18 protein-coding genes are annotated in these 24,575 nt (G+C 53.9%); 10 read left to right on the top strand and 8 right to left on the bottom strand.

Annotation, left to right across the window (positions count from 1 at the left end; genetic code table 11):
- Window positions 1–60: 60 nt before the first annotated feature.
- Window positions 61–1,545: a glutamate--tRNA ligase gene (gene gltX / locus H2508_RS02290; RefSeq protein WP_182168780.1), complete on the bottom strand. Its 1,485-nt coding sequence runs from the start codon at window positions 1,543–1,545 to the stop codon at window positions 61–63.
- 171 nt (window positions 1,546–1,716) lie between these two features.
- Between gltX and H2508_RS02285 the strand changes: the two genes are divergently transcribed.
- From H2508_RS02285 to H2508_RS02275, 3 genes are all read left to right on the top strand, one after another.
- Window positions 1,717–2,760: a Fe(3+) ABC transporter substrate-binding protein gene (locus H2508_RS02285; protein WP_182168779.1), complete on the top strand. Its 1,044-nt coding sequence runs from the start codon at window positions 1,717–1,719 to the stop codon at window positions 2,758–2,760.
- A 65-nt stretch (window positions 2,761–2,825) separates the two neighbouring features.
- On the top strand, window positions 2,826–4,460 hold the full coding sequence (locus tag H2508_RS02280) for an ABC transporter permease (RefSeq protein ID WP_182168778.1): 1,635 nt from the start codon (window positions 2,826–2,828) through the stop codon (window positions 4,458–4,460).
- Window positions 4,453–5,511 (top strand): ABC transporter ATP-binding protein, encoded by a 1,059-nt coding sequence (locus H2508_RS02275; RefSeq protein ID WP_182168777.1) that lies wholly within the window; start codon window positions 4,453–4,455, stop codon window positions 5,509–5,511. The genes H2508_RS02280 and H2508_RS02275 overlap by 8 nt, the downstream gene beginning before the upstream one ends.
- Here H2508_RS02275 and H2508_RS02270 read toward each other — a convergent pair whose 3' ends face one another.
- Window positions 5,512–6,558 carry a YncE family protein gene (locus tag H2508_RS02270; RefSeq protein ID WP_182168776.1) on the bottom strand — a complete coding sequence of 349 codons (1,047 nt, stop codon included), beginning with the start codon at window positions 6,556–6,558 and terminating at the stop codon, window positions 5,512–5,514.
- A 201-nt stretch (window positions 6,559–6,759) separates the two neighbouring features.
- Here H2508_RS02270 and dusA point away from each other — a divergent pair, with 201 nt between their 5' ends.
- Genes dusA through H2508_RS02255 form a run of 3 tightly spaced genes read left to right on the top strand, consistent with a single transcriptional unit; the run spans window position 6,760 to window position 9,205 of the window.
- Complete coding sequence (gene dusA, locus H2508_RS02265) at window positions 6,760–7,785, top strand: tRNA dihydrouridine(20/20a) synthase DusA (RefSeq protein ID WP_220463556.1); 1,026 nt, start codon at window positions 6,760–6,762, stop codon at window positions 7,783–7,785.
- 14 nt (window positions 7,786–7,799) lie between these two features.
- Window positions 7,800–8,753 carry a transaldolase gene (tal, locus tag H2508_RS02260; protein WP_182168775.1) on the top strand — a complete coding sequence of 318 codons (954 nt, stop codon included), beginning with the start codon at window positions 7,800–7,802 and terminating at the stop codon, window positions 8,751–8,753.
- Window positions 8,750–9,205, top strand: coding sequence for a tellurite resistance TerB family protein (locus H2508_RS02255; protein WP_182168774.1), 456 nt, complete (start codon window positions 8,750–8,752; stop codon window positions 9,203–9,205). The genes tal and H2508_RS02255 overlap by 4 nt, the downstream gene beginning before the upstream one ends.
- An 18-nt stretch (window positions 9,206–9,223) precedes the next feature.
- Here H2508_RS02255 and H2508_RS02250 read toward each other — a convergent pair whose 3' ends face one another.
- The 5 genes from H2508_RS02250 to H2508_RS02230 form a co-directional block, all read right to left on the bottom strand.
- Entirely contained in the window at window positions 9,224–9,706 is a 483-nt protein-coding gene (locus tag H2508_RS02250) for an STAS domain-containing protein (protein WP_182168773.1), read from the bottom strand.
- Between the two features lies 1 nt (window position 9,707).
- Window positions 9,708–10,871 (bottom strand): PP2C family protein-serine/threonine phosphatase, encoded by a 1,164-nt coding sequence (locus H2508_RS02245; protein WP_328799290.1) that lies wholly within the window; start codon window positions 10,869–10,871, stop codon window positions 9,708–9,710.
- Window positions 10,872–11,018: 147 nt separating this feature from the next.
- Window positions 11,019–11,750 carry an MlaA family lipoprotein gene (locus tag H2508_RS02240; protein ID WP_182168772.1) on the bottom strand — a complete coding sequence of 244 codons (732 nt, stop codon included), beginning with the start codon at window positions 11,748–11,750 and terminating at the stop codon, window positions 11,019–11,021.
- Window positions 11,751–11,919: 169 nt separating this feature from the next.
- Window positions 11,920–15,660, bottom strand: coding sequence for an ATP-dependent RNA helicase HrpA (gene hrpA / locus H2508_RS02235; RefSeq protein ID WP_182168771.1), 3,741 nt, complete (start codon window positions 15,658–15,660; stop codon window positions 11,920–11,922).
- A gap of 17 nt (window positions 15,661–15,677) precedes the next feature.
- Window positions 15,678–17,366, bottom strand: coding sequence for an AMP-binding protein (locus H2508_RS02230; RefSeq protein WP_182168770.1), 1,689 nt, complete (start codon window positions 17,364–17,366; stop codon window positions 15,678–15,680).
- A gap of 99 nt (window positions 17,367–17,465) precedes the next feature.
- Here H2508_RS02230 and H2508_RS02225 point away from each other — a divergent pair, with 99 nt between their 5' ends.
- Window positions 17,466–17,936, top strand: coding sequence for a MaoC/PaaZ C-terminal domain-containing protein (locus tag H2508_RS02225; RefSeq protein ID WP_182168769.1), 471 nt, complete (start codon window positions 17,466–17,468; stop codon window positions 17,934–17,936).
- Between the two features lie 8 nt (window positions 17,937–17,944).
- On the opposite strand, the gene H2508_RS02220 is transcribed toward H2508_RS02225, so the two are convergent.
- On the bottom strand, window positions 17,945–18,472 hold the full coding sequence (locus tag H2508_RS02220) for a hypothetical protein (RefSeq protein WP_182168768.1): 528 nt from the start codon (window positions 18,470–18,472) through the stop codon (window positions 17,945–17,947).
- A gap of 240 nt (window positions 18,473–18,712) precedes the next feature.
- Between H2508_RS02220 and mnmC the strand changes: the two genes are divergently transcribed.
- The 3 genes from mnmC (at window position 18,713) to H2508_RS02205 (ending at window position 24,513) form a co-directional block, all read left to right on the top strand.
- A complete protein-coding gene (mnmC, locus tag H2508_RS02215; RefSeq protein ID WP_182168767.1) occupies window positions 18,713–20,725 on the top strand; it encodes a bifunctional tRNA (5-methylaminomethyl-2-thiouridine)(34)-methyltransferase MnmD/FAD-dependent 5-carboxymethylaminomethyl-2-thiouridine(34) oxidoreductase MnmC in 2,013 nt (670 codons plus the stop codon).
- The gene (locus tag H2508_RS02210) at window positions 20,722–21,498 is read left to right on the top strand and encodes a glutaminyl-peptide cyclotransferase (protein WP_182168766.1); all 777 of its coding nucleotides are present in this window, start codon (window positions 20,722–20,724) and stop codon (window positions 21,496–21,498) included. Before mnmC ends, H2508_RS02210 begins: the two co-directional genes overlap by 4 nt.
- Window positions 21,499–21,576: 78 nt before the next feature.
- Window positions 21,577–24,513 carry an insulinase family protein gene (locus H2508_RS02205; RefSeq protein WP_182168765.1) on the top strand — a complete coding sequence of 979 codons (2,937 nt, stop codon included), beginning with the start codon at window positions 21,577–21,579 and terminating at the stop codon, window positions 24,511–24,513.
- Window positions 24,514–24,575: the final 62 nt, after the last annotated feature.

Raw genomic sequence — 24,575 nt, 5'->3', positions numbered from 1 at the left:
ATTACAATTGGTGCAGCTGCACTGTCAGGGAGACTGCTTTGCTGATTCAGGCAGTGGCTCTTATGCTAGTGCAGCGTAGCTTTTTTCCAGACGCTTCATAGCTTTTTTAGAGACGCCACCTAGGACCTCAATGGCGTGACGCAAACGCGCGCGACTCATATCTGGGCCCAATAGATCCATCGAGTCCACCACAGAGAAAGAGGCCGCCGAGCCGGCTATTGCCACAAACAGAGGCGCTAGAAAATCCTTCACCTTGAGGCCTTCGGCCTCTGCTAGGGCTTTTAGCTCATTCCAAATAGCGTCACGCTCCCAGTGGCGCAGCTCCTCCATCCGCCACAGGGCGAACTGCAGGTGACGAACAATGTCTTCACGCTCTCCTTTTATTCCTGCGAAGCTTGCCTCTTCAATGGGCAAGGTGCCAGATACTAAAAATGCAGCCAAGGGAGCAAAGTCACTGAGTGTTTCCATTCGCTTCTGGGCATGGGGCAAAACCCTTTTCAGATTCTCAGCGTTGTAAGCCCACTCGACCATACGCTGGGCAAGCTCTTCGGTATCGAGATCCTCGCGTATCCACAGGCCATTAAGCCAGCGCAGCTTTTCCACATCAAAAATTGGCCCGCCGAGAGACACGCGTTGCAAATCAAAACAGTCCAGCATCTCTTGCAGGGAAAACTTTTCACTCTCATCAGGCATCGACCAGCCCATGCGACCGAGGTAGTTAAGCAGCGCTTCCGGCAAAAAGCCCATACGCTGGTAGTACTGAATGCTAGTGGGGTTTTTGCGCTTACTGAGCTTGGATTTGTCGGGGTTACGCAGCAAAGGCAAATGGCAGAGCTGGGGCATATCCCAACCAAAATAGTCATATAAAAGCTTGTGCTTAGGCGCTGAGTTAATCCACTCTTCGCCACGCAAGACATGGGTAATACCCATCAAGTGATCATCTACCACGTTTGCCAGATGGTAAGTCGGCATACCATCTGACTTCAGTATAATCTGTGCATCGACCATGCCCCAATCCAGCTCAATCGTGCCGCGCAGCATATCCTCAATATCACAGTGCCCCTCGCCTTCTGGCACCATCATACGGATGACATAGGGCTCACCGGCCGCTTCACGCTTGGCTACTTCTTCAGCTGGCAGCTGCAAATCAGAGGGCTTAAGAGCGGTGCTGTTACCGGCTTCGCGACGGGCTTGGCGCAGTGCATCAAGTTCTTCAGCGCTGCGATAGCAGATAAAGGCTTTGCCCTCTTCGACCAACTGCTGAGCGTACTTCCCATAGAGCTCCATGCGCTCGCTCTGTCGGTAAGGGCCATAGTCCCCCCCCACATCGGGACCTTCGTCCCAATCCAGTCCGAGCCAGCGCAAAGAGTCCATAATGGCTTGCTCTGACTCTGCTGTACTGCGCGCTTGGTCAGTATCTTCTATACGCAATACAAACTGGCCGCCGTGAGCGCGGGCAAAACAGAGGTTAAACAGGGCAATATAGGCGGTGCCCACATGGGGGTCGCCAGTGGGAGATGGAGCAACGCGGGTACGAACAGTCATGACGATCCAGGGTTTTTTAATTTCGGGGCTGCGATTATACGGTTTCAGGGTGCCAAATCCTACACAAGCAAGCCTTGCAGATGTAGCTTCACTGCGCCAACTATGCTTTACTTAGTGAGAATCATTTGCATTTGAACATTTTTAATCGTCCAACAACCCCACGAGGTATTTATGCGCTTTAATTATCAGACTGCGGGCCGACTGGCTTCTGTCCTGCTTGCTGTATTTGCTTCACTAGCGCTCTTCACTCCCAGCAGCTACGCAAAGACTGTCAACGTCTACTCCGCTCGGCAGGAAGCACTGATCAAGCCGATGCTGGATAAATTCAGCGAAGAAACCGGAATCCACGTCAACCTCATCACCGGTGGCGGCGATGCCCTACTGACGCGATTGCGCACCGAAGGCCGCAACTCCCCGGCTGATGTGCTGTTAACAGTGGATGCAGGCCGTCTATACCGAGCTAAAGAAGCCGGTGTTCTACAAGCAGTGCAATCCGAGTACCTCGAACAGGCGATTCCAGCTCACCTGCGCGACAGCGAGGGTTATTGGTTTGGTCTCTCAGTGCGGGCGCGGGTCATTGCCTATGCCAGCGATCGGGTTAAAGCAGAGCAATTAAGTACCTACGAGGCACTAGCCGAGCCACAGTGGCGCAAGCGACTCTGTGTTCGCTCCTCCAACAATATTTACAATCAATCCATGGTCGCCAGCATGCTGTCTACCCAGGGCAAAGAAGCCACCGAACACTGGCTTAAAGGGCTACTGGCTAATTTCGCGCGCCCCCCTCAGGGCGGTGACCGAGACCAAATCAAGGCCGTAGCTGCAGGGCAATGTGACCTAGCGCTGGTCAACAGCTATTACTATGGCGCCATGCTCGAATTAGGCAGCCCAGAAGAACAGGCCGCAGCTCAAAAAGTGGCGCTATTTTTCCCCAACCAAGATGATCGCGGTACCCATATTAATATCAGTGGCGCCGGTGTCACCAAGGCAGCTAAGCATGTCGCTGAGGCCACCGCCTTGATCGAGTTTCTAGCTCGCCCTGAAGCCCAGCAGTGGTATGCCGAGACTAATTATGAGTATCCGGCTAGCAAAGATATCGAAGCTAGTTCACTACTTAAGTCTTGGGGTGACTTTAAAGCCGATTCAGTTGACGTGACGGAGCTTGGACGTTTGAATCCTCAAGCAGTCATGGCCATGGATCGGGCGAAGTGGAAATAAACACCACAACTACCTCAACACAAGTGTTACATCGGGGGCGCGGCAGCTTCAGCTGGCGTGCCCTTATGCTATTAACCGCCGCTATTATCGCCATACCGGTGCTAATCATTGTCGCCAGCTTGTTACAGAACTACAGCCCGGTATGGGAGCACCTGCTCGATACGGTGCTGCGCGACTACGTGCTGAACTCCCTATTGCTGATGCTCGGGGTGGGTTCTGGCACCTTGGTGCTGGGAGTCAGTGCCGCATGGCTCACCGCCATGTGCGAATTCCCGGGTCGCAGAGTCTTTAATTGGGCCCTGCTGCTACCCATGGCGATGCCCGCCTACATCATCGCCTATACCTACACCGGTATGCTCGACTTCTCGGGGCCAATTCAAAGTGCTCTGCGCAGCCATTTTGACTGGGGCTTTGGGGATTATTATTTTCCTGAAATACGCTCCCTTGGCGGCGCTATCTGCATGCTGTCCCTGGTTCTGTATCCCTACGTATACCTCTTGGTCCGAGTGGCCTTTAGTGAACAATCAACCGCTGTACTAGAAGCCAGCCGCAGTTTAGGTAAAGGGCCATGGAAAACGCTGTTTTTAGTCGCCTTGCCAATGGCCCGGCCGGCCATCGCCGCCGGCGTCAGCTTGGCATTAATGGAAGCCTTGGCTGATTTTGGCACCGTCGATTATTTCGGAGTTAGCACCTTCACCACAGGTATTTTCCGCACCTGGTACGGCTTAGGTGAACTGCGCGCAGCAGCTCAATTAGCTGCCTTCCTCCTACTGTTTGTATTTATTCTCTTTGTACTGGAACAGTATTCCCGTCGCCGCATGCGCTTCCACCACAACTCGGTACAGCAAAAACCAACCCGGATCATGCTCAAGGGCTGGCGTGCTGGCTGTGCCTTTTTGCTGGCATTGACCATTGTTACTGCTGGCTTTTTGCTGCCCGCCTTGCAGTTAGCTAGCTGGGCCAGCGAGCGCCTCGCCAGCACTGATGTCAGTGGTTTTATGACCCTAGTCACCAGCAGTTTCACCCTGGCTGCCATCGCATCAACTTGCTGTCTAGTGCTGGCCTTGATTCTCGCCTATGGCAAGCGCCTGCACCCAGGCCCGCTGGAACGTCAAGCAGCGAGAGTCTCCTCGATGGGCTACGCAGTGCCCGGCACGGTCATTGCCGTGGGTGTATTAATTCCTTTTGCTTGGATGGATAACCGCGTGGATGCACTGATGCGCGAGCATTTCAATATCTCCACCGGTTTAGTGCTCAGTGGAACGCTGGCGGCACTGGTATTTGCCTATGTGGTACGCTTTTTATCTGTCTCACTGCAAACTGTGGATTCTGGCCTAGCGCGGATTCGCCCCAGCATCGACGAGTCGGCACGCTCTCTGGGCAAAGGACCGCTGCAGGTATTGCAACACATTCACCTACCCATGCTGCGTGGCTCGGTGGCAACCGCCCTACTCTTAGTCTTTGTCGACGTACTTAAAGAGTTACCTACTACGCTGATACTGCGGCCTTTTAACTTCAATACTTTGGCCGTGCGGGCCTACGAACTAGCCTCCGATGAGCGCCTAGCCGATGCCGCCCTGCCCGCCCTGGCCATTGTATTAATTGGCTTGCTGCCGGTCACCTTGATGACCCGCACCAGCAGCGCCACTGCTGCGATTCATCCCCGAGCCAAACAACTGAATAAGGACCATCATGAATAGCCAGTTGGCACTACAAGGGGTTGCCGTGAGCTACGGTGACTATACCGCCGCACAAGAAGTGACTTTAAGCCTTGAGCAGGGCCAGATCGGTTGCCTGTTAGGGCCTTCTGGCTGCGGTAAAACCACCTTGTTACGAGCAATTGCTGGCTTTGAGCAGGTATCGGCTGGCACGATTAAGCTGCGCGGCCAGGCCATTAGTCGCCCTGGAGCACAACTGCCCCCTGAGCAGCGCAAAGTAGGGATGGTATTTCAAGATTTTGCGCTGTTTCCACACCTGAATGTACAGCGCAATGTCGGCTTTGGGCTGCACGCCATGGACCGCAAATCCCGTGCTCAGCGGGTCCAGGAAATGCTGTCGCTGGTGAACCTTGAAGCCTACGCAAAATCCTATCCACACGAACTCTCCGGTGGCCAGCAACAACGTGTAGCACTTGCTAGGGCTCTGGCACCCAACCCTGAAATTCTGCTCCTAGACGAACCCTTCTCCAACCTCGATAGCGAACTGCGTGAGCAATTAGCCACCGAAGTACGGCAACTGCTCAAGCGCAATGGCGTGACCGCGATTTTGGTGACCCACGACCAAAATGAAGCCTTTGCCGTGGCCGACCAAATCACGCTGATGCGCGATGGCCGAGTGGTACAAATCGACACCCCCTACAACCTCTACCATAATCCAGCCAGCGAGTTTGTCGCCGAGTTTATCGGTCAGGGAAGCATTATCACGGTCTCGGTCGATGACACTGGTGAACTGGACAATGGCTTAGGAATTCTGGATATGGGGCACCGCCACTGGCAAGCCGGTGAATCACTGCGCCTGCTGGTGCGCCCCGATGATGTCGAATACGATGACTTTAGTAGCCTCAGCTTACCCATCGTCAGTAAATCCTTTAGAGGGGCGCACTATCTCTACGAGCTCGGCCTGCCGGATGGCCAGAGCGTGCCCTGCATGACGCCAAGTCACGTTGATCGCAGTGTCGGACAAACCCTCTCGGTGAAATTTAATCTACAGCACGTGGTGGTATTCCCAGCACTTAAAGAAGCGCAGAGCTAACTAGCGAAGCGGCAGGTCAATCCATGTCCAAGCCATGCCGTCGGGCTCCTGCCCAGCAGAGAAGATCTGCAGCAATTCGAGTTTGTTAGGGTCCCAAGCACTGAGCAAATCGGCATTGCTATGAGCCACAATCAAAAACTCCCCGGCCCCGGTCAACTTCAGCCCGACCGGGACCGAGCCACTGCTAGCATCAGCGGCTAACATGCTTGGCTGCGTATCGGCGGCTGCTATATCAAAATCAATACGGCGGATGAGTTTGCGCTGCTGCACGTCAATAACCGCCATGGCATCAGCGCGAGCCAAACTTGCGTAAACTAGACCGCGTCTCTCATCCGACTCTAGGCGAATCGGAAAACCCAGCGCAGGGATATCGGCAAGTTTATCCAGCGTGAGCGCATCAAATACCGATATCGTATCGGCTTCACGGTTACTCACCCAAAGTTCATGCCCATCGCGCACTAGCGCAATACCCTCTGCGCCAGCGCCTGACACAGCATCTCCCAACTTTTTGAAAGTGACTAAATCTATGGCTGACACCGTGCCCGACAGCAAATTAGCAACCCATGCTCGCTGACCATCGCGGGAAACGGTCAGCATGTGCATACCCTCTTGATCTATGGGGATACGCTGACTGAGCTCTGCTGCTGCCACATCAATCAGCAACAGCTCGCGCAAGCCTTCAGCTGTGACGACGGCTTTATCGGCACTGATCCAAGCTAGGCCATGGGGCCGACTGCCAGGAGGCAGCTCAATAGTCGCCACCGCACGCAGCTTGGCCAAGTCGAGCAAAGTTAAACTACTGCCGGCTTGCTCGGCACTGCCATAGTTACTCACCAAAGCACGCAAGCCCTCCGGGGACAGTGCAATTTCATGGGGCCCCTGCCCTGTAGGCAGCGTCGCGAGACGCTCAAAGCCTGGGCTGCGCAATAGCGTTACCGAACCCTCGGCCTTATTAGCTACCAACAAAGTGCCGGCCTGAGCAACACCCTGGGCAAGCCATAGCATGGGTAGTAAAACGAGTAATCGAGCAATCAAGCGGCAGAGCATCTCACTTATCCTGTCAAAAATACCGCGCCATAATACACAGCGCTATACAACATCGCTGTGGGAGCATAGCCTACTGCGAATTGCGCAGCGACAAGGGCGCAGAAAAACTAGCTCCACAATGGCATAATAAGCCTTTCAAACTCCTCAGCACATGGTGGCCCCTGTCTTCGCTGGCCACTCAACAACTTGGACATCTCGACCTTGACTCAAGCACCTACCAGGCCAGCGCCAGACTCTTCCCACCGCTTTTGTATTGCGCCCATGCTCGACTGGTCGGATCACCACTGCCGTTTTTTTTGGCGCTTACTCAGCAAAAAGGCGCGCTTATATACCGAAATGGTGACCACCGGCGCCCTGATCCACGGTGACCGAGAGCGCTTCTTACACTACAACGCGGTCGAACACCCAGTAGCTTTGCAGCTAGGCGGCTCTGAGCCCAGTGATTTAGCACGCTGTGCCCGCTGGGCCGAGGAATGGGGCTACGATGAAGTAAACCTCAACTGTGGCTGCCCTTCAGACCGGGTGCAGTCAGGTATGTTTGGTGCTTGCTTAATGGCCCGGCCGGCACTCGTTGCCGACTGTGTGCGAGCCATGCGCGAGGCCTGCGGTATTGCTGTCACCGTAAAGCATCGCATCGGCATTGACGACATGGAAAGCTATCAGCAATTAGTCGACTTTGTGAAGCCAGTGGCAGAAGCCGGTTGTGAAGTATTTATCGTGCACGCCCGCAAAGCCTGGCTACAGGGACTGTCGCCCAAGGAAAACCGCGAAGTGCCCCCGCTCAACTACCCTTGGGTTTACCAGTTAAAGCGAGACTTTCCCGAATTGTGCATTGTCGTGAACGGCGGTATTCAAGATTTGGATGAGTGCCAAAGGCACTTAGAACATCTCGACGGGGTCATGCTGGGCCGGGAAGCCTATCAGAACCCCTGGCGTCTGGCAGAGGTAGACCCGCTGCTATTCGGGATAGACAAAACGGCCCACAATCGCGATGATGTAATGCATGGACTGCTCCCCTATGTAGAGCAACAATTAGCTTCGGGCGCCAAACTGAACCATATTACGCGGCACATACTGGGCCTGTATCAGGGAGTTCACGGTGCTCGTAAATTCCGGCGCCACCTGAGTGAGAACGCCTATAAAGCCGACGCAGGGATTGAGGTGTTGCGCCAAGCTTTCCACTTGGTTCGGGAAGCCAACACCGTCGCAAGCAATAGCGTCGCATAATACGGAACGTAAATATGTCAAACAAACTTGAACGCCTCAAGGCGATGACCGATGTAGTCGCCGATACTGGCGATATAGAAGCCATTCGCCAATTCCAACCCCAAGATGCCACCACCAATCCTTCGCTGCTCTTAAAAGCTGCGGCTCTCCCCCACTACGCCAAACTTCTAGAGCAGGCGCGAGATTGGTCGCTAACTCAAGGCGGCACTAATGCCGAACAACTGGCCAATTGCTGTGACCGTTTTGCCGTGGATGTCGGCCGCGAAATTCTCGACATCGTGCCGGGACGTATCTCAACCGAAGTGGATGCTCGGCTCTCTTTTAACCTGCAGGGGACGATTGATCGAGCCCGTAAATTAATTGCTATGTACGAAGATGCAGGTATTGAGCGGAAACGAATTCTGATCAAAATTGCCGCCACCTGGGAAGGCATTCGCGCAGCCGAGCAATTGGAAAAAGACGGCATCAACTGCAACCTGACACTGCTATTTGGCTTCTCTCAGGCCGCAGCTTGTGCCGAGGCAGGAGTCTACCTTATCTCGCCTTTTGTCGGCCGCATTTTAGACTGGTACAAAGCCAATACTGAGCTCGTCGTTAGCAATGCCGGACAAGACCCTGGCGTCCAGTCGGTCACCCGCATCTACAACTATTACAAACAACACGGCTACCAAACCGTCGTGATGGGTGCCAGCTTCCGCAATGCCGGTGAAATTGAAGCACTGGCAGGCTGTGACCGACTCACCATCAGCCCCGCTCTACTGGCCGAACTAGCAGCAGATAAGGGTGAACTCCCTCGCCGCTTAGATCCTAGCTCAGCCTCTTCGAGTGAGGCCCGCGCCGCCACTGATGAGGCCAGTTTCCGACTGGATCTGAATAACGACGCCATGGCCACAGAAAAACTCGCTGAAGGTATTCGCAACTTTATTGGCGACCAAATCAAACTGGAGAAACTAATCAGCGGCACATGATCCAAGCATTGAAATCTCTATTTGTACAGCCTGCAAAGGAGAGCCCTGAAGCTCTCCAGCAGCGCTTAAACTTAGCCACTGCTGCCATACTAGTAGAAACTGCCCAAGCTGACTTCGAGCAAGACAGCCGCGAACAGCAGCTTATGCAGGAGCTGCTCTGTGACAGCTTAGCCCTGCCACGCGAAGAGGTGCAGGCCTTAGTTCAGCAAGCCCAAGCACGTGTGGAACAAGCCACCTCTCTGTACGAATTTACCCGCCTGATTAACGATAATTTTGATGCAGAAGCTAAGTCTTCACTGATACTGGCGATGTGGCGGGTGGCTTACGCCGACGGCAATCTAGATAAGTACGAAGAGGCTTTGATTCGACAAGTCGCAGACCTGACTTACGTGCCTCACTCCGAATATATACGCTGTAAACTGCTGGCTAAGAGCGCTCAAAAACAGCGCTAGAACAAGGCCTCGCTCGAGCTAAGAGCGCTCCAAGGCGGCCATTAAATCAGAAAAGCGAGCACGGTTTTCTTCACTTAAGCCCATCAATACGCGGTGGGCTTCAATCACTTTATCCTTGACAGCTTGCTCAGATCCTTCGACGTGGGGAATCTCATCAATACCCAGAGTATTGCCACAGAGCTCTTCGTGTAGATCGAACAAGCGCTGAAAGCCCATGCTAGACAGCAGACGATTAATACTCGGGCTACAACTATACAGCGCTGGACGAAAGCCAAAGCGCTCATAGGCTTCTAGAGCCAGCTTAGCCAACATCCCCAAAGTTGTGCTATCGAGTCCTTCGGTGTCGCAAAGGTCTACCCAAACACTGACAAACTCTGGATCAGCAAACATACGCTGCATAAACTCATCGATGGTGGTGCACAGGGTTAAACGTACATCCCCTTCCATGCGGATTACGTATGCGCCATCTTGAGTAGCAGCTAGAATCCTACCTTCTGACACATCAACTCCGCTTAGTCACAAACAACGCAGCAATGTCATCTGGGGCGGCATCAACTCGCTTCAGACCCAGGCGTTCAACCATAGCAGCCGGAGACTCCGTCAAGTCCTCAAACGACTGCAATAAATAGGCCTCTTTGCCAATCAGATCATCGCGCGGCAAAATTTCTAGGATGCCATCGGTAAAGAGCGCCAGTGTGAAGTTGTTTGGCAGCCCAATCTGGCATTCCTGATACTCGCTATCCTCCATCAAGCCCACTGCCGAGCCCTCGCCTGTGAGATAAGAAACACCTTCATCGGAGACCAATAAAGGCTGTGGCAGGTGACCAGCGATGCTATAGCACAGCGTGTTCTGTTCCATGTCTATAAGGCCAACGACCATGGTGGCAAACTTGCCGACATCTAAGCATAACAGTTCTTTGTTGGCTCGGTGCAACATGGCCACTGGGCTCAAAATCGTGCTGTCATTTTTGCGGTTGAAATCTGAGCGCTTGCGAGCAAACAAGTTCTTTAAAAGCACCGTGGCAAAAGCTGAAGAACTACCGTGCCCAGACACATCGGCGATAAAAAACACCACATAGCGGGTGCCGATGGTGAAGTAATCGGTGAAGTCACCACTGAGAAACAGTGAGGGAATAACCGTGTGGCTGAAACTGTAATCACCGAGTACTAAAGGCGTTGCTGGCAGCATACTAAGCTGCACTTGGCGGCCGGCTTGCTGATCCTGCTCCAGCATTTTTATCGTACCGCGCAATTCGGTATTAGCCTTTTCTAGGCGCTTACGGGACTCATCGAGCTCTCGGCGCAATTGCCGCTGACGGACGCAGCGCTCAATCGATTTAATCAAAGCCTCGACATCTTTCACTGGGTGCACAAAAAAATCACTGGCGCCCAAACGTAAAGCAGTCATCATCCGGCTCACTTCAGCCTGATCAGAGAGCATGATGGCCGGCACTTGAATGTCCATCTCTCTAAGGATAGGCCGAACTGCGTCCCAAGACACACCCTCGAGGTCTAGTTCGCAAAGAATAACGTCTAGTTCTGAATTGCCCGCCAAGGCGAAGTGCGAGCTCTGGATATCGCTGACTACCTCGACATGGAAACCTGCAGACGCAACAATGTCGGCTAGACCCTGGGCACGCGCCGGGTCATCATCAACTACTAACACATTACCTTTGCTTGCCATCATATGAAAGCGGGTGCAGATTTGAATATGACACTACGCCCCTTAGTCCTTCCAAGCAAGCTGAACAAGGAGCCTTTGGGCAGGATTTCACAGTTTTGTATGCAATAGTGGCTCGAGCTAAAGATGGGCTTAAAAATCTTCCCACTGCTCGTCATCACCGAAATCAGAGAAGCTGTCATCAACCTTGCCGTCATTGACTAAAACCTCTCTCTGCTGCAGGTAGGCATCCCTAATAAAAATATAGCGATCACCGGAAAGCAGCTCATCTGCTTGCAACAAACTGGCCCGAGCGTCAATTATCTCAAGCCCATAAAGTGAGTTGCGCAAAGGCACATTATCAATATGACTCTGTGGTAAAGCATAGGTATCAAAAATCGACCCCGTCCCACTGCGTATTGTGCGGGGCCCAAACAGCGGTACCATCAAATAGGGACCGGAGGGCAGCCCCCAGCTAGCTAAAGTGTGGCCAAAGTCAGTGCGATGGCTTTTTAAACCCATGCGACTAGCCACGTCAAAAAAACCGAGTAAGCCAAGCGTCGAGTTAACCAAAAAGCGGCCGCTACCCTCTGCTGCATTGCCAAAGCGCCCCTGCAAAACAGCGTTCGCAGCTGAATTAGCATCGCTGAGGTTAGCAAAGAAGTTACCCACCCCTCGCTCGGCAAATTCAGGCATCACAAAGTGATAGCCTTTTGCCACAGGCCGAAGAAAATAGGAATCCAAACCGTCGTTGAAATCAAAAATAACGCGGTTTACTGATTCAAAGGGATCTTTGTTAGGTATTTCCTGCACGTCGTCCTGAGCTTGCACCGAAAGCGGCAGCAAGATACTCAAAATCACCAGCAGAAAAGCAAAACGACTCATAACAAGGCATCCAAATAACAGGGCTGCTGATATTACGCCGCTGTATCGAGAGGGGCAACTCTAGCCACTGCCCCATTACTTGGCATAATGCCAATGCCGCCCAAGCAGCTTAAGGACAATGCAATGCCTTTCTTCAGTAAACAAGCAGCCATTACTCAAGTACTCGTGTTTAGTGCGGATTGTCTTTGCACCATTTTTCGACCTCCTGCCACTGCGCCTTAAGGCGCTTCTCAGATACTGCCGTACGGGTGCCGAGTTGCTGGGCAAAGAGCGACACGCGAAACTCTTCCAACATCCAGCGGTAGCGCATGGCTGGCGGCGAGAGAAACAAGAGCCCTGCCCTGGCGGTGAGCTGTTCTTCTAGAGGCTGCCACAACTGCTCTAAGAGCAAAGTGTGGCTGCGGTCTTTGTCTATCTGCCCGCTCAATCGAGCGACTCTGTGTTGCAGTGCTTTGAGGTAGCGCGGAAATTGCGCCAGCCATTCACTTGGGGTGTCGCGCATAAAACCCGGCGGCAGTAAGCGCTCGAGTTGTAGCGCGATATCCTTACGCGCAGTTTGCCACTGTTTACCTTCAAGGGATGAGAGCTGTTGTTTGGCTGAGGCTAAAGGGCTCAGCATATTGAACAAGAGCTGCTCCAAATCATTAGCCGCCTCTATCACTGCAGAGCCGCCGGCCTTTAATAAGCGCTCAAAAGCGGGCTCATCGTAGGGAAGATTGTCATCTAAAGCCATCGCTTGCTGATAAGCGGCATCGATGAGGTCCTCAAGCAAGGCTTGGCGCTCCATGCCGGCACCGGCCAAAGCGAGACTGTAGTGATTACCTCTCAAGAGCTGCTTGCGTAGATACTTCACTTGCTGAGCATTCTGCAAGCGAATGAGTTTGAGCACCCCCTGGCGATGTGCCAAACGCGCCTGACCGGGATAATCCAGCAGCTCTACTCGGGCACTGTCGCCATCATCTACCAGGGCTGGATAGGAGGCGATATTTACCCCAGCCTGTTTGAAACGCCACTCACGGGGCAGCTTACCGATATCCCAGCGCCGGACATTAGTCCGCGCCGGCGACTTATCATCAACTGCAGTTAAACTTTCACGGGTATCCTCGCGAAAGGCTTTGATAAGCGCCTGTAAATCACGCCCCTGTTGCAGCAGCTTGCCATCGGCATCAACGACCCGAATGTTCATCCGGTAGTAATCATCAATCGCTACGCCGCTCCAGTCAGAGGCACTAAGCCGCACACCACCGAGCTTTGAAAGTTCTGCCGCCAAAGCTTGCAATAGATCATGGTCGCCGCGCTCTAACTGCGCTAGAGCACGGTCAACAAAGTCCGGTACTGGCACCAGTTGTTTTCGCTGAGCCTTGGGCAAAGCTTTTACCAACTGAATACACTTTTCACGCAACAGTCCCGGCACCAACCAGTCAAACAAGTAACGCGGAACCCTGTTAAGCAGAGCTACAGGGACAGTGACAGACACCCCGTCGGCCACTTGACCGGGCTCAAATTGATAACTGAGACGCAAGCGCATGTCCTGCCATTGCAACTCATCGGGAAACTGCTCGCCTAGATTTTCTTCCGGCGCTTTAGCCTGCAATAATGCCTTGGGCACATAGAGACTATCGCGGGCCGCTGGCTCAGCCTTCAACCAGCCTTTCAGGCGACTAATGGTGTAGACATCCGCTGGTAAACGCTCGTCGTAAAAATCAAACAGGACCTGCTCATCGGCCAGAATATCACGCCGCCGAATCCGTGACTCCAAGTCTTCTAGCTGCTTTACAAGGCGCTGGTTATGCTTCAAAAAACCCGGTACTGGGCGCACATGACCGGCTACCAAACCCTCCCGAATCAGCAGCTCTCGCGACTCTTGGGGGTTGATCGGACCATAGTGCACCGGCCTTTTTTCAACCAAGGTCAGCCCGTACAAAGAAATACGCTCATAGGCCATTGCCCGGCCACTACGGCCCTGCCAGCGTGGCTCGTAATAGTGGCTCTTCAACAGCCGCGGATTAATATCTAGTGCCCAGGTCGGCTCAATCGCCGCCACTACCCGGGCAAAGACACTAGAAGTTTCGACAATCTCAGCCGCAACCAGCCACTTGGGCCGCTTACGGGACAGAGCGGAGCCTGGAAATATCTGCAGTTTGCGATTGCGCGCGCCAAGATACTCCCGCCCCTCCTGTAGCTGCGCAATATTGCCGAGCAAACCAGCCAGCAGCGCTCGGTGGATCCCTTCAAAATTTTCTTCTTCGGGCAGCTCACGGCGCGCTTTAATACCCTGCTGTCGACATGCGATAAGCAGCTGACTATGAATATCCCGCCACTCCCGCATACGCATGAAAGACAAAAACTCACGCTGACATAGTTTGCGCAACTGCCCTTGACTCAAGACCTGGCGCTGCTCTTCGTAGTAGCGCCACAAAGCCAACCAGGACATAAAGTCAGACTTGGGGTGCTTGAATCGCGCATGGCTCTGATCGGACTGCTGTTGTTTGTCTACCGGGCGTTCGCGCGGGTCCTGAATCGACAGCGCACTGACAATCACTAACAGTTCGTCAAGGCAGTTCCGCTCAGAAGCTGCCAGAATCATGCGCGACAAACGCGGATCCACTGGCATCCGAGTCATCTGCCGCCCGAGCTTGGTCAGCTTGCCGGCCGGAGTAACCGCCGCTAACTCTTCCAGCAATTTATAGCCGTCCCGAACCATGCGCGCATCGGGCGGATCAATGAAGGGAAAGTGCTGTAACTCGCCGAGCCGCAAATTCAGCATCTGCAGAATGACTGCGGCAAGATTGGTCCGGTGGATCTCTGGGTCGGTAAACTCTGGCCGACGATTGAAGTCTTCTTCGCTGTAAAGGCGGATGCACACGCCCGCGGCCACCCGCCCACAGCGACCTTTGCGCTGGTTGGCACTGGCTTGTGAAATTGGCTCTATCGGCAAACGCTGCACTTTAGTGCGGAAACTATAGCGACTAATCCGCGCTTCGCCGGGATCAATGACATAGCGAATGCCAGGGACAGTGACCGAGGTCTCAGCCACGTTAGTAGCAAGCACCACTCGCATAGCGCGTCGCCGTGACAGGTCAAAGACGCGATTTTGCTCAGCCTGAGATAAGCGCGCATAGAGTGGCAAAATATCCAGCTCGGTATCGCGGCGTAACTGTTTGGCGAGTTCGCGGATGTCGCGCTCTCCGGGCAGAAACACCAAGACATCGCCGCGCTCACCGAAGCGGCCGCGGTCAATATCCTCAACCAGTGACACGATCTGCTGTTGCAGGCCTTCGTCCCGATCTTCCGCGGGGTCGATATATACGGTTTCAACCGGATAAGTGCGGCCCGACACTTCAATAACCGGCGCGCCGTCAAAGTGCCGAGAAAAGCTTTCTAGGTCGATGGTGGCGGAAGTAATAATGAGCTTTAAATCGGGGCGCTTGGGCAGAATATTTTTCAAATAACCAAGCAGAAAATCGATATTTAGGCTGCGTTCATGGGCCTCGTCGATGATTAAAGTATCGTACTGACGCAGTAGCCTGTCGCGCTGAATTTCAGCCAGTAAGATGCCATCGGTCATCAGCTTGATAGCGCTGGCATCTGAGACTTGATCATTAAAACGAACTTGGTAGCCCACCACCTCACCAAGGCTACTATCTAGCTCAGCGGCAATTCGCTGAGCTACAGTGCGGGCGGCTAGACGGCGAGGTTGGGTATGGCCAATGCGCTGCTGTAAACCACGGCCCAGCTCTAAACAAATTTTGGGCAGTTGGGTAGTTTTACCTGAGCCGGTTTCGCCAGCCACAATCACCACTTGGTGATCGCGAATTGCCTCCATTATTTCCTGTCGCCGTTCGGCAACAGGTAACTCTTCGGGATAACGAATCGGCGGAATTGTCCGCGAAATTTCGCTTTGTTGCATACCGATTCGCTGTTACCTCAAGAATTGTCGCGTAATTCCCTACGCAGAATTTTGCCCACATTGCTCTTAGGGAGCTCTTTGCGAAACTCCACCAGCTTAGGCACTTTGTAGGCAGTTAAACTCTGCCGACAAAAGTCTCGTACTTCTTCTGCTGTTAATTTGCCGGATTTGCTGACCACAAACATCTTGACTACCTCGCCACTCGTTGCGTCGGGAACACCAACAGCAGCACACTCCAATACATCTTCATGGGCGTAAAGTACGTCTTCAAGCTCGTTGGGATAAACATTAAAGCCCGACACCACAATCATGTCTTTCTTCCGATCGACAATCTGCAGGAAGCCGTCTTGGCGGATTTTAGCAATATCGCCGGTATGAAAATAACCGTCAGCATCGATCACTTTGGCGGTTTCCTCAGGGCTCTGCCAATAGCCCTGCATCACCTGGGGGCCCTTCACGCAGAGCTCACCCGGCTCATCCAAGGGCTGTACTTGGCCCTCGTCATCGACGATTTTGACCAAGGTGTTGGATACAGGAATGCCGATGGTGCCGATAATTTTACGCGTACCGGGGTTACTTGATACCACGGGTGAGGTCTCTGTTAGACCATAACCTTCTGCCACTTCGCAGCCAGTGATATCTTGCCAGCGCTGCGCAGCATTGTGACTCAAGGCCATGCCGCCTGATAGCGTAACCTGTAACTTGGAAAAGTCGAGCTGGCGAAACTCTTCGTTATTACACAAGGCAACAAACAGCGTATTCAAACCACAGAAAGTCGTGGGCTGATACTCCCGCAGCGCTGCGACCACCGAGGGAATGTCACGGGCATTGGGCACAAACACCATGTGTGAGCCGTTTAAGATAGAAAATACGCAGGTCATAAAAGCGTAGATGTGGTAGACCGGCAAGGGCTGCACAACCACCTGCCCCTCTTTCGTCAATGAGTGGGTTTCTAGTAATTCATCAACCTGTAAAACGTTTGCCACCAAGTTGCCCTGGGACAACATCGCGCCCTTAGCCACGCCTGTCGTACCGCCAGTGTACTGCAGCATCGCCAAGGTATCCGCCATTTGATGGACCGGCTCATAGCGATGCTTAGCGCCCTCAGCGAGGGCTTGGTTCAATGAAATAGCGTCGGGGATATCATAAGGCGGTACAATTTTTTTAATGTACTTAGCCACATTATTGATAAGGAAACGTTTTACTGGGCTATGCAGATCTGCCAACTCTGTTACTAGGGTATATTTCACCCCAGTACGCGGCAGTACTTTGGCCGTTGTTTCGGCCACATTGGCCTGCACGACTAAGGCTTTGACCCCAGCATCATTGAACTGATGCTCTACCTCTCGCTCACTGTATAGAGGGTTGGTATTGACGATGACCAAGCCCGCGCGCATCGCGCCAAAGACAACCACCGGATACTGGATCAAGTTGGGCATCTGCACAGCAATGCGATCGCCAGGCTCAAGGTCAGTGCAGTGCTGCAGCCAGGCGGCAAAGTTTCTTGAGAGTTTATCTAAGTCGGCAAATGTCAGCGTCCGCCCTAGACTAGTAAATGCCGGTTTTGTAGGAAACTTGGCGAAAGCCTGTTCGGCGATTGCCACAACGTTATCAAAACGCTGAACGTCCACCTGGGTTTTAAGACCCACCTCAGCAGACACTTTATTCAATAATTCCTGCTGTTCTCTAAGTAGCCGCTCTGACATAGATAGCTCTCCCACTATTTATTAGGCTATTGATCAGACATTTCGCCCCATCAATTACGTTATTATATATCTCACTCTTACTGGCAAAGGATCCACCCTATGACCCAAGGCAGCAACTTCACCTACGACGAACTGGAAATTGGCCAGAGCGCGAGCTTTAGCCGCAAAATCGAGCGCCGCCATATCCACTTGTTCGCTGCTGCCACTGGCGATGTCAACCCGGTCCACCTCGACGATGACTTTGCCGCCGAAAGCGATTTCGGCGAAACCATCGCTCACGGCATGCTCACTGGCGGCATAATTTCTGCTGCGCTAGCAATGAGCTTACCTGGACCTGGCACCATCTACCTGGGGCAATCTCTGCGCTTTCGTCTGCCGGTTAAAATCGGCGACACTATTAGCGTAACCCTGACGGTACTGGAAAAAAAGGACCGTCGACAGTGGGTAAGCCTAGATTGCAAAGCCATTAATCAGCATGGCAAATTAGTCGCCAGCGGAACGGCGGAAGTCATCGCCCCGAGTGAAAAGCTGACTCTCACTCTACCTCCAGAGCCCGCTTTTAACAGTTAAGCCTAAGTTTAGGAACCGGCACTTTGTCCAGCCTCCGCGGCAGCGCTCTGCTGCCCCTCGGGAGAGGCCAGAAACTGACGGTAATCCAAGTACATAAGCCGCAACATCACTGAGGGCTGTCCCGAGGCCACTTCAGCACCTAGCACTAAGACACTGGGCTCACCATCCTGTGTCGTGATACCGCTTTCCCCAAAAATCATCACATTGGCGTCATTCTCAGCAGTAAACACGGCAATGTCTTTTTCTGCGCGCAGTGACTCGCTCAACTGCGCTATCAAGGCCACTAAACTATTGCGAAAACTACCAAAGTTCAATTTTCCAGGAAACTCGCTGTAGTCTAGGCTCAGGTCAAAGCGCACTGTAGAGCGATCTTCCATCTGCACATTGGTCATGTGCACAATCTTACCTTCGGCGATCTCCTTAAACACACGCTTGGCGTGGGTGCGCGTAGACTCCAAAAATGCTTTGTGAAGTAAGTTGACAGACATCACCAAGAATTGGTCTCGGGGAATGCTTTGATTCTGATACTGCGCCATGCTGAACTCGATCAATAAAAGGCTGTCAGTCTAATACCTGAAGCGCCCAATGGCTAGCCAGAATGCGGCCCCCAAGGCCTTCTGATTACCTTGGCATACGGGCTTTGCTATCATGGCGCCATTCCTACAGAGCAGCAGGACCAATGACATCGTGCAGCCTTACCCCCCTAGCAAAACAGTAGCTCAGGCTTTAAATCGGCCCCTCACTATCCCCAGCCCCAAGGCTGTTTGAGTCTTTTGATGCCCAAGATGCAGCAAGCTTGGCAAGCAATGCCACGCGCAGAACTGGACTGGGATGCCCAAGGCATCCCCAATAGCCGTCAGTTTGAAGATATCTATTACGATCGCAGCAATGGCTTAGCTGAAAGTCACTACGTGTTTTTACAGGGCAACCAGCTGCCCGATCGCTGGCAACACCAGCGCGATGACAGCTTCGTGATCGGCGAGACAGGTTTTGGCAGCGGTCTGAACTTTTTGATGACCTGGCAGGCTTGGTTAGAGCAAGCTGAAGCGCCGCCTCGCCTGCACTTTCTGTCTATGGAGTGCTTTCCACTGCGCCGCGATGAATTGGCTCGCGCACTCGCTAACTGGCCCCAGCTGGCAAGGCTGAGTGAGCAATTGATCGCCCAGTACCCTGAGCCCATACCCGGGGTTCACCGAATGACTTTTGAAGGCGGCAATGTCATCTTAGACTTGTGGTGGGCCGAAGCCAATGAGGCTTTGACTGACATGCTCGCTCGCCAGCAGCCTTTAGTAGACGCTTGGTATCTGGATGGTTTTGCCCCTTCGCGCAACAGCGCACTGTGGCAGGAAAGCCTACTAAAGCAACTAGGACAACTGAGCAAACCCGGCGCCACACTGGCCACCTTCACCGCCGCCAGTGCGGTGCGCAGAGGGCTACAAGCGGCTGGCTTTGAGATGCACAAGGGCCCGGGCTTTGGCCGCAAACGTGAGCGCCTACTAGGCCAGCTGGCCCAGCCCGCTGAGCCGGCACCGCTGCTGGGCACGCCCTGGGATATACCCGCGAGCTCCGGTGCAATCCCCAGCAGCGCTATCGTCCTCGGGGCGGGGCTAGCCGGTACAGCTACCGCTGCGGCACTTGCCAAGCGCGGCATTCACGTCACCGTTCTGGAGAGCGCCGAGGTGGCCGGTGCTGCATCCGGCAACCAACAGGGCATTCTGTACACCCGTTTATCGCGGCAGCACTCCCCCTTGGCAGACTTTAGCGTCTTAAGCTTTAGCCACGCTGCTGCCCTGTATCGCGCATTGTTAGCCAGCGGTGAACTCATAGCAGGCCGTGACGGGCAGCTCTGTGGCAGCTTTCATCTACATCGAGACAACAGCGAACTCGCTTTGCTGAAAGAGCTGCTCACTGAGCTCCCAGATCTGGCAGAGGTACTCAGCGCCGACGCTGCCAGTGCTCGCTTGGGGGTAGAGCTAGCGAGCCCTGGTTTCTGGTACCCGCATTCTGGCTGGCTATCGCCACCGGCGATTTGCCGCCACTGGCTGAGTCAAAGCAAGATCACTCTGCTAGAGCACTGCGGACAAGTGACAGTTAGCAAGCACGCGGGGCAGTGGCAAGCACGCAACCATAGTGGCGAACTACTGGCCGAAGCAGACTGTGCGGTTATCGCCTGTGGCCATCACAGCGCGGCGCAGAGCGGCTTAGAGTGGCTGCCGCTGCAGGCGATTCGCGGCCAGACCAGCTCACTGCCTGCTGGACAACCCTTCGAGCAGCTGCGCGCTGCCTTGTGCCACGATGGCTACATCGCACCGGCTCGAGATGGCCAGCATTGCATTGGCGCCACTTTTAACCTCAATGACAGCAGCCAAGACCTCAGCATCAAAGACCATCAACACAACTTGCAGCAACTGTCTCAGGCGCTACCTCAGTGGTCAGCCGCTTTAGAGGCTCTAAACCCCGCCACACTAGAGGGCCGCGTGGGCTTTCGCTGTGCCAGCCCAGATTACCTGCCCTTAGTGGGGCCAGTGCCCAAGCTAGACGACTTTGTTGCACAATTTGCCGCGCTGCGCCGCAACGCTAAACGTGACATCCCCGCCTGTGGTATTTTTGAGCAAGGCCTCTACCTCAATACTGGCCACGGCTCCCGCGGCCTCAGCTCAACACCCTTAGCGGCGGAGCTACTGGCCAGCCAGATTTGCCACGAGCCACTGCCCATGACGCGCGAACTAGCCCGCGCGCTAGCGCCCGCGCGGTTTTTGATCCGAGATTTAGGACGTAAACGACTGTGAAAAAAAACCTGCTTATAGCCCTGCTGTCCCTCCTGTGGACAGTTCAGTTGGGCGCCCAAAGCCTCTACGACTATCGGGTGGTGGACAAGCAAGCCCAATCCCGACAAAACTTTGTTCAGGGCCTGCAAATTGTCGATGGCAAGTGGTACGTCAGCACCGGTGGCTATGGTGAGTCTCAGCTGCTGCGTTATAGCTTCGACAGCGGCCAGCTAGAAGCCTCCCAGCGCTTGCATCCGCGCCTGTTCGGCGAAGGCCTGACAGTTGTTGGGAATGAAATCTATCAGCTGACCTGGCGCGCGCGTCTGATGCTGGTGTATGAGCGAGACAGCTTCAAACCTCTGCGCTGGTTTCGCATACCCGGTGAAGGCTGGGGCCTCACTTGGAACGGTGAGCAATTGATCTATAGCGATGGCAGTGATCAACTGTTTTTTATGCAGCCTGACAGCGGCGAAATCACCGATTCCATTCGAGTGACTGCGGGGGGCCAAGCAGTCACCCGACTCAATGAACTGGAGTGGATTGATGGCAAGGTTTGGGCCAACATCTGGCAAAGTGACGAGATAGTGATCATCGACCCTGACAGCGGCCGAGTCACCGGGCGGCTTGACCTCAGCGGACTACTGCCCGACAGTGACAGGCAACGAAACACCGACGTACTCAACGGTATCGCTCAGAACCCGCAAGATGGGGGTATTTGGGTCACCGGAAAGCGCTGGCCATGGCTCTATCGTATTGAGCTAGTAGAGCGGCCTGAGCAAAAAACTACAGACTAAGCTAGGGCTGTTGTCACAGCCAAAATTATTCATTCAAGATATATTTGCGTCGCTAAGGGCGCACAACATGAGAATTCTATGACCAAAACTGCTGTTTCCCTACCTACTGCCCACTCGGCCTTCGAGGCCATTCGCCAGGTCCACATTGACTCCCTCAAGCTCTGTGTTGAGGAATACCGCCACAAAGCGACCGGCGCAGCGCACTATCACCTCGCCTCAGAAAACACTGAGAATGTATTTTTAGTAGCCCTGCGTACAGTGCCGATGGACTCCACCGGGGTAGCCCATATACTCGAACACACTGCACTCTGCGGCAGCCAGCGCTACCCTGTGCGCGATCCGTTTTTCATGATGCTAAGGCGATCGCTCAACACCTTCATGAACGCCTTCACCAGTAGCGACTGGACCGCCTACCCCTTTGCCAGTCAGAACCGCAAGGATTTTGACAATCTACTGCAGGTCTATCTCGACGCGGTATTTTTCTCCAACTTAGACCAGCTAGACTTCGCTCAAGAAGGTCACCGAGTCGAATTTGCCGAGCCCACGGACAGCAACAGTCCACTGGTTTACAAGGGTGTGGTATTCAATGAAATGAAAGGAGCTATGAGCTCAGTTAGCAGCACTTTGTGGCAAACACTCAGTGAGCACCTGTTCCCTACCACCACCTATCACTACAACAGCGGCGGCGACCCAGCGCACATTCCCGACCTGAGCTATGAGCAGCTGAAAGAATTCTATCGCAGTCACTACCACCCCAGTAATGCCATCTTCATGACTTTTGGCAACATAGCAGCCGCTGAGCACCAAGCCGTGTTTGAGGACCGCGCCCTCCGACACTTTGAGCGCCTTGAAGGCCGCATTGAGGTACCTGCAGAGCAGCGCCTGAGCAAGCCGCTGTACGTCAATAAGCCCTATGCCTTTGATGACAGCGCCTCGACCGACAACAAAACTCACATCGTCATTGGCTGGATGCTCGGTGAAAGTACCGACCTGATGCAAATGCTAGAAGCACAATTGCTAGCCAGCGTACTGATCGACAACAGCGCCTCGCCGCTGATGCAAGCTTTGGAAACCAGCAGCCTAGGCCAAGCGCCCTCCCCGCTCTGTGGCTTGGAAGACTCGATGCGTCAAATGGTGTTTTGCTGTGGCTTGGAAGGTTCCGAAGCCGATCGGGCCGAGGCTGTTGAAACCCTGGTTCTAGATACCATTACTAAATTAGCCGATGAGGGAATTGCGCAAGAGCGTCTCGAAGCGGTATTGCACCAACTGGAGCTGCATCAGCGTGAAGTCAGTGGCGATGGCTTCCCCTATGGACTGCAGTTAATTTTACAGGCTTTGGGCTGTGCCACCCACTACGCTGATCCAATTGGCGTTCTCGACCTTGATCCGGTTATCGCCCAGCTGCGTCACAATATTGCTGACCCAAACTACATCAAAAAGCTGGCCCGGACTCTGTTGCTAGACAATCCGCACCGGGTGACTCTGGTGATGCACCCAGACAAAGAACTGTCGGCACAGCGAGCTGCTGCTGAAGCCCAGCGCCTAGCCGAAATGAAGGCGAGCATGACTGAGCAAGACAAGCAGCGAGTGATCGAACAGACTCAAAAACTAGAGCAACGACAGCAGCAAGTGGATGACCCCGATGTGTTACCGCGAGTCGAGCTATCCGATGTTCCTGCTGATTTACCGGAACTTGAGTTTGTCGAGCAAGAGCGCAATGGCATACGTCTGACGCGTTACGCCCAGGGCACCAACGGCCTAGTCTACCAACAAGTGGTATCGCCACTGCCCCAGCTCGAGCCAGAAGAACTGCAAACGCTCCCGCTTTACACCAGTGTACTGAGCGAGGTGGGGGTTGCTGGAGAGGACTATTTGAGCACTCAGCAGCGTCAGTCAGCTAGCGTCGGCTCACTCAATGCCTTCACTTCCATGCGTGGCAGTGTCGATGATGAGCAAAACTTAACTGCCAACTTTGTGCTGTCTTCTAAGGCCTTGGCGCGCCACGGTGCAGAACAAACAGCGCTAATGCGCGACACCCTGCTGCAGCCAAGCTTTAAGGAGCACGCTCGCATTCGCGAACTGATTAGCCAACAGCGAGCACGGCGCGAACAATCTGTGACCGGCAATGGTCATGGCTTGGCCATGGCAGCTGCTTGTGCGGGCATGTCTCCGCTGGCCAAGCTGAACCATCACTTAGCGGGTATTGCGGGCATCAAGTCCTTGCGCGCGCTAGACGACTCACTGAAAAATTCCGATGAGCTGGCGCAACTTGCCAGCAAGCTCGAGGCCCTGCACGACAAAATTATCGCCATGCCGCGACAATTGTTAACCATCGCTGATGAGCAGCAGCTCGCTGAGCTCTCAGAACTGGCCTTAAATACTTGGCAAAAGCCAGGCGACTCATCCAACAGCGCCTTTAGTCTGCCTGCACTGCGCGAACAAATCCGTGAGCTATGGGTCACCAATACACAGGTTAACTTCTGCGCGCGCGCCTATCCCACGGTGCCTGTTCAACACCCCGATGCAGCACCTTTAATCGTGCTGGGTGGCTTTCTTCGCAATGGTTTCCTCCATCGCAGTATCCGCGAAAAAGGCGGAGCCTATGGCGGCGGCGCAACGCAGGATAGCGGTATTGCAGCATTCCGCTTTTACTCCTACCGCGACCCACGCTTAGCTGGCACTTTAGATGACTTTGATGCATCGCTGAAGTGGTTATTAACTAGCAGCCACCAGCCACGCAGTCTGGAAGAGGCTATCCTCGGCGTGATTGGCAGCATGGACAAACCCGGCTCTCCGGCAGGTGAGGCAAAGCAGCACTTTCACAATCGCTTGTTCGGACGCACTCATGAACAGCGGGTGCAGTTCCGTCAGCGAATCCTTGCCGTGACACTCGATGACCTGCGCCGCGTGACTGAGACCTACTTACAGCCAGAGCTAGCTAGCACCGCGGTCATTACTAGCGCCGCCCAAGCTGATGCCATTGGCGATCTCGGTTTGACGCGAAAAGAACTTTAATCAAAAAAGGGTGGCATTTATTGCCACCCAGAGCGCTACAGGGGTCCCTGTTAAGAAAACGG

The sequence above is a fragment of the Sediminihaliea albiluteola genome, assembly GCF_014077625.1.
GTDB lineage: Bacteria > Pseudomonadota > Gammaproteobacteria > Pseudomonadales > Halieaceae > Sediminihaliea > Sediminihaliea albiluteola.
This window is presented reverse-complemented; position numbering and strand designations above follow the sequence as displayed.

Bases quoted from the DNA above. Each gene is read 5' to 3' on its own strand.
- gltX (WP_182168780.1), bottom strand. From the start codon at position 1,545: ATGACTGTTCGTACCCGCGTTGCTCCATCTCCCACTGGCGACCCCCAT.
- H2508_RS02285 (WP_182168779.1), top strand. From the start codon at position 1,717: ATGCGCTTTAATTATCAGACTGCGGGCCGACTGGCTTCTGTCCTGCTT.
- H2508_RS02280 (WP_182168778.1), top strand. From the start codon at position 2,826: ATGCTATTAACCGCCGCTATTATCGCCATACCGGTGCTAATCATTGTC.
- H2508_RS02275 (WP_182168777.1), top strand. From the start codon at position 4,453: ATGAATAGCCAGTTGGCACTACAAGGGGTTGCCGTGAGCTACGGTGAC.
- H2508_RS02270 (WP_182168776.1), bottom strand. From the start codon at position 6,558: ATGCTCTGCCGCTTGATTGCTCGATTACTCGTTTTACTACCCATGCTA.
- tal (WP_182168775.1), top strand. From the start codon at position 7,800: ATGTCAAACAAACTTGAACGCCTCAAGGCGATGACCGATGTAGTCGCC.
- H2508_RS02255 (WP_182168774.1), top strand. From the start codon at position 8,750: ATGATCCAAGCATTGAAATCTCTATTTGTACAGCCTGCAAAGGAGAGC.
- H2508_RS02240 (WP_182168772.1), bottom strand. From the start codon at position 11,750: ATGAGTCGTTTTGCTTTTCTGCTGGTGATTTTGAGTATCTTGCTGCCG.
- hrpA (WP_182168771.1), bottom strand. From the start codon at position 15,660: ATGCAACAAAGCGAAATTTCGCGGACAATTCCGCCGATTCGTTATCCC.
- H2508_RS02230 (WP_182168770.1), bottom strand. From the start codon at position 17,366: ATGTCAGAGCGGCTACTTAGAGAACAGCAGGAATTATTGAATAAAGTG.
- H2508_RS02225 (WP_182168769.1), top strand. From the start codon at position 17,466: ATGACCCAAGGCAGCAACTTCACCTACGACGAACTGGAAATTGGCCAG.
- H2508_RS02220 (WP_182168768.1), bottom strand. From the start codon at position 18,472: ATGGCGCAGTATCAGAATCAAAGCATTCCCCGAGACCAATTCTTGGTG.
- mnmC (WP_182168767.1), top strand. From the start codon at position 18,713: ATGCCCAAGATGCAGCAAGCTTGGCAAGCAATGCCACGCGCAGAACTG.
- H2508_RS02205 (WP_182168765.1), top strand. From the start codon at position 21,577: ATGACCAAAACTGCTGTTTCCCTACCTACTGCCCACTCGGCCTTCGAG.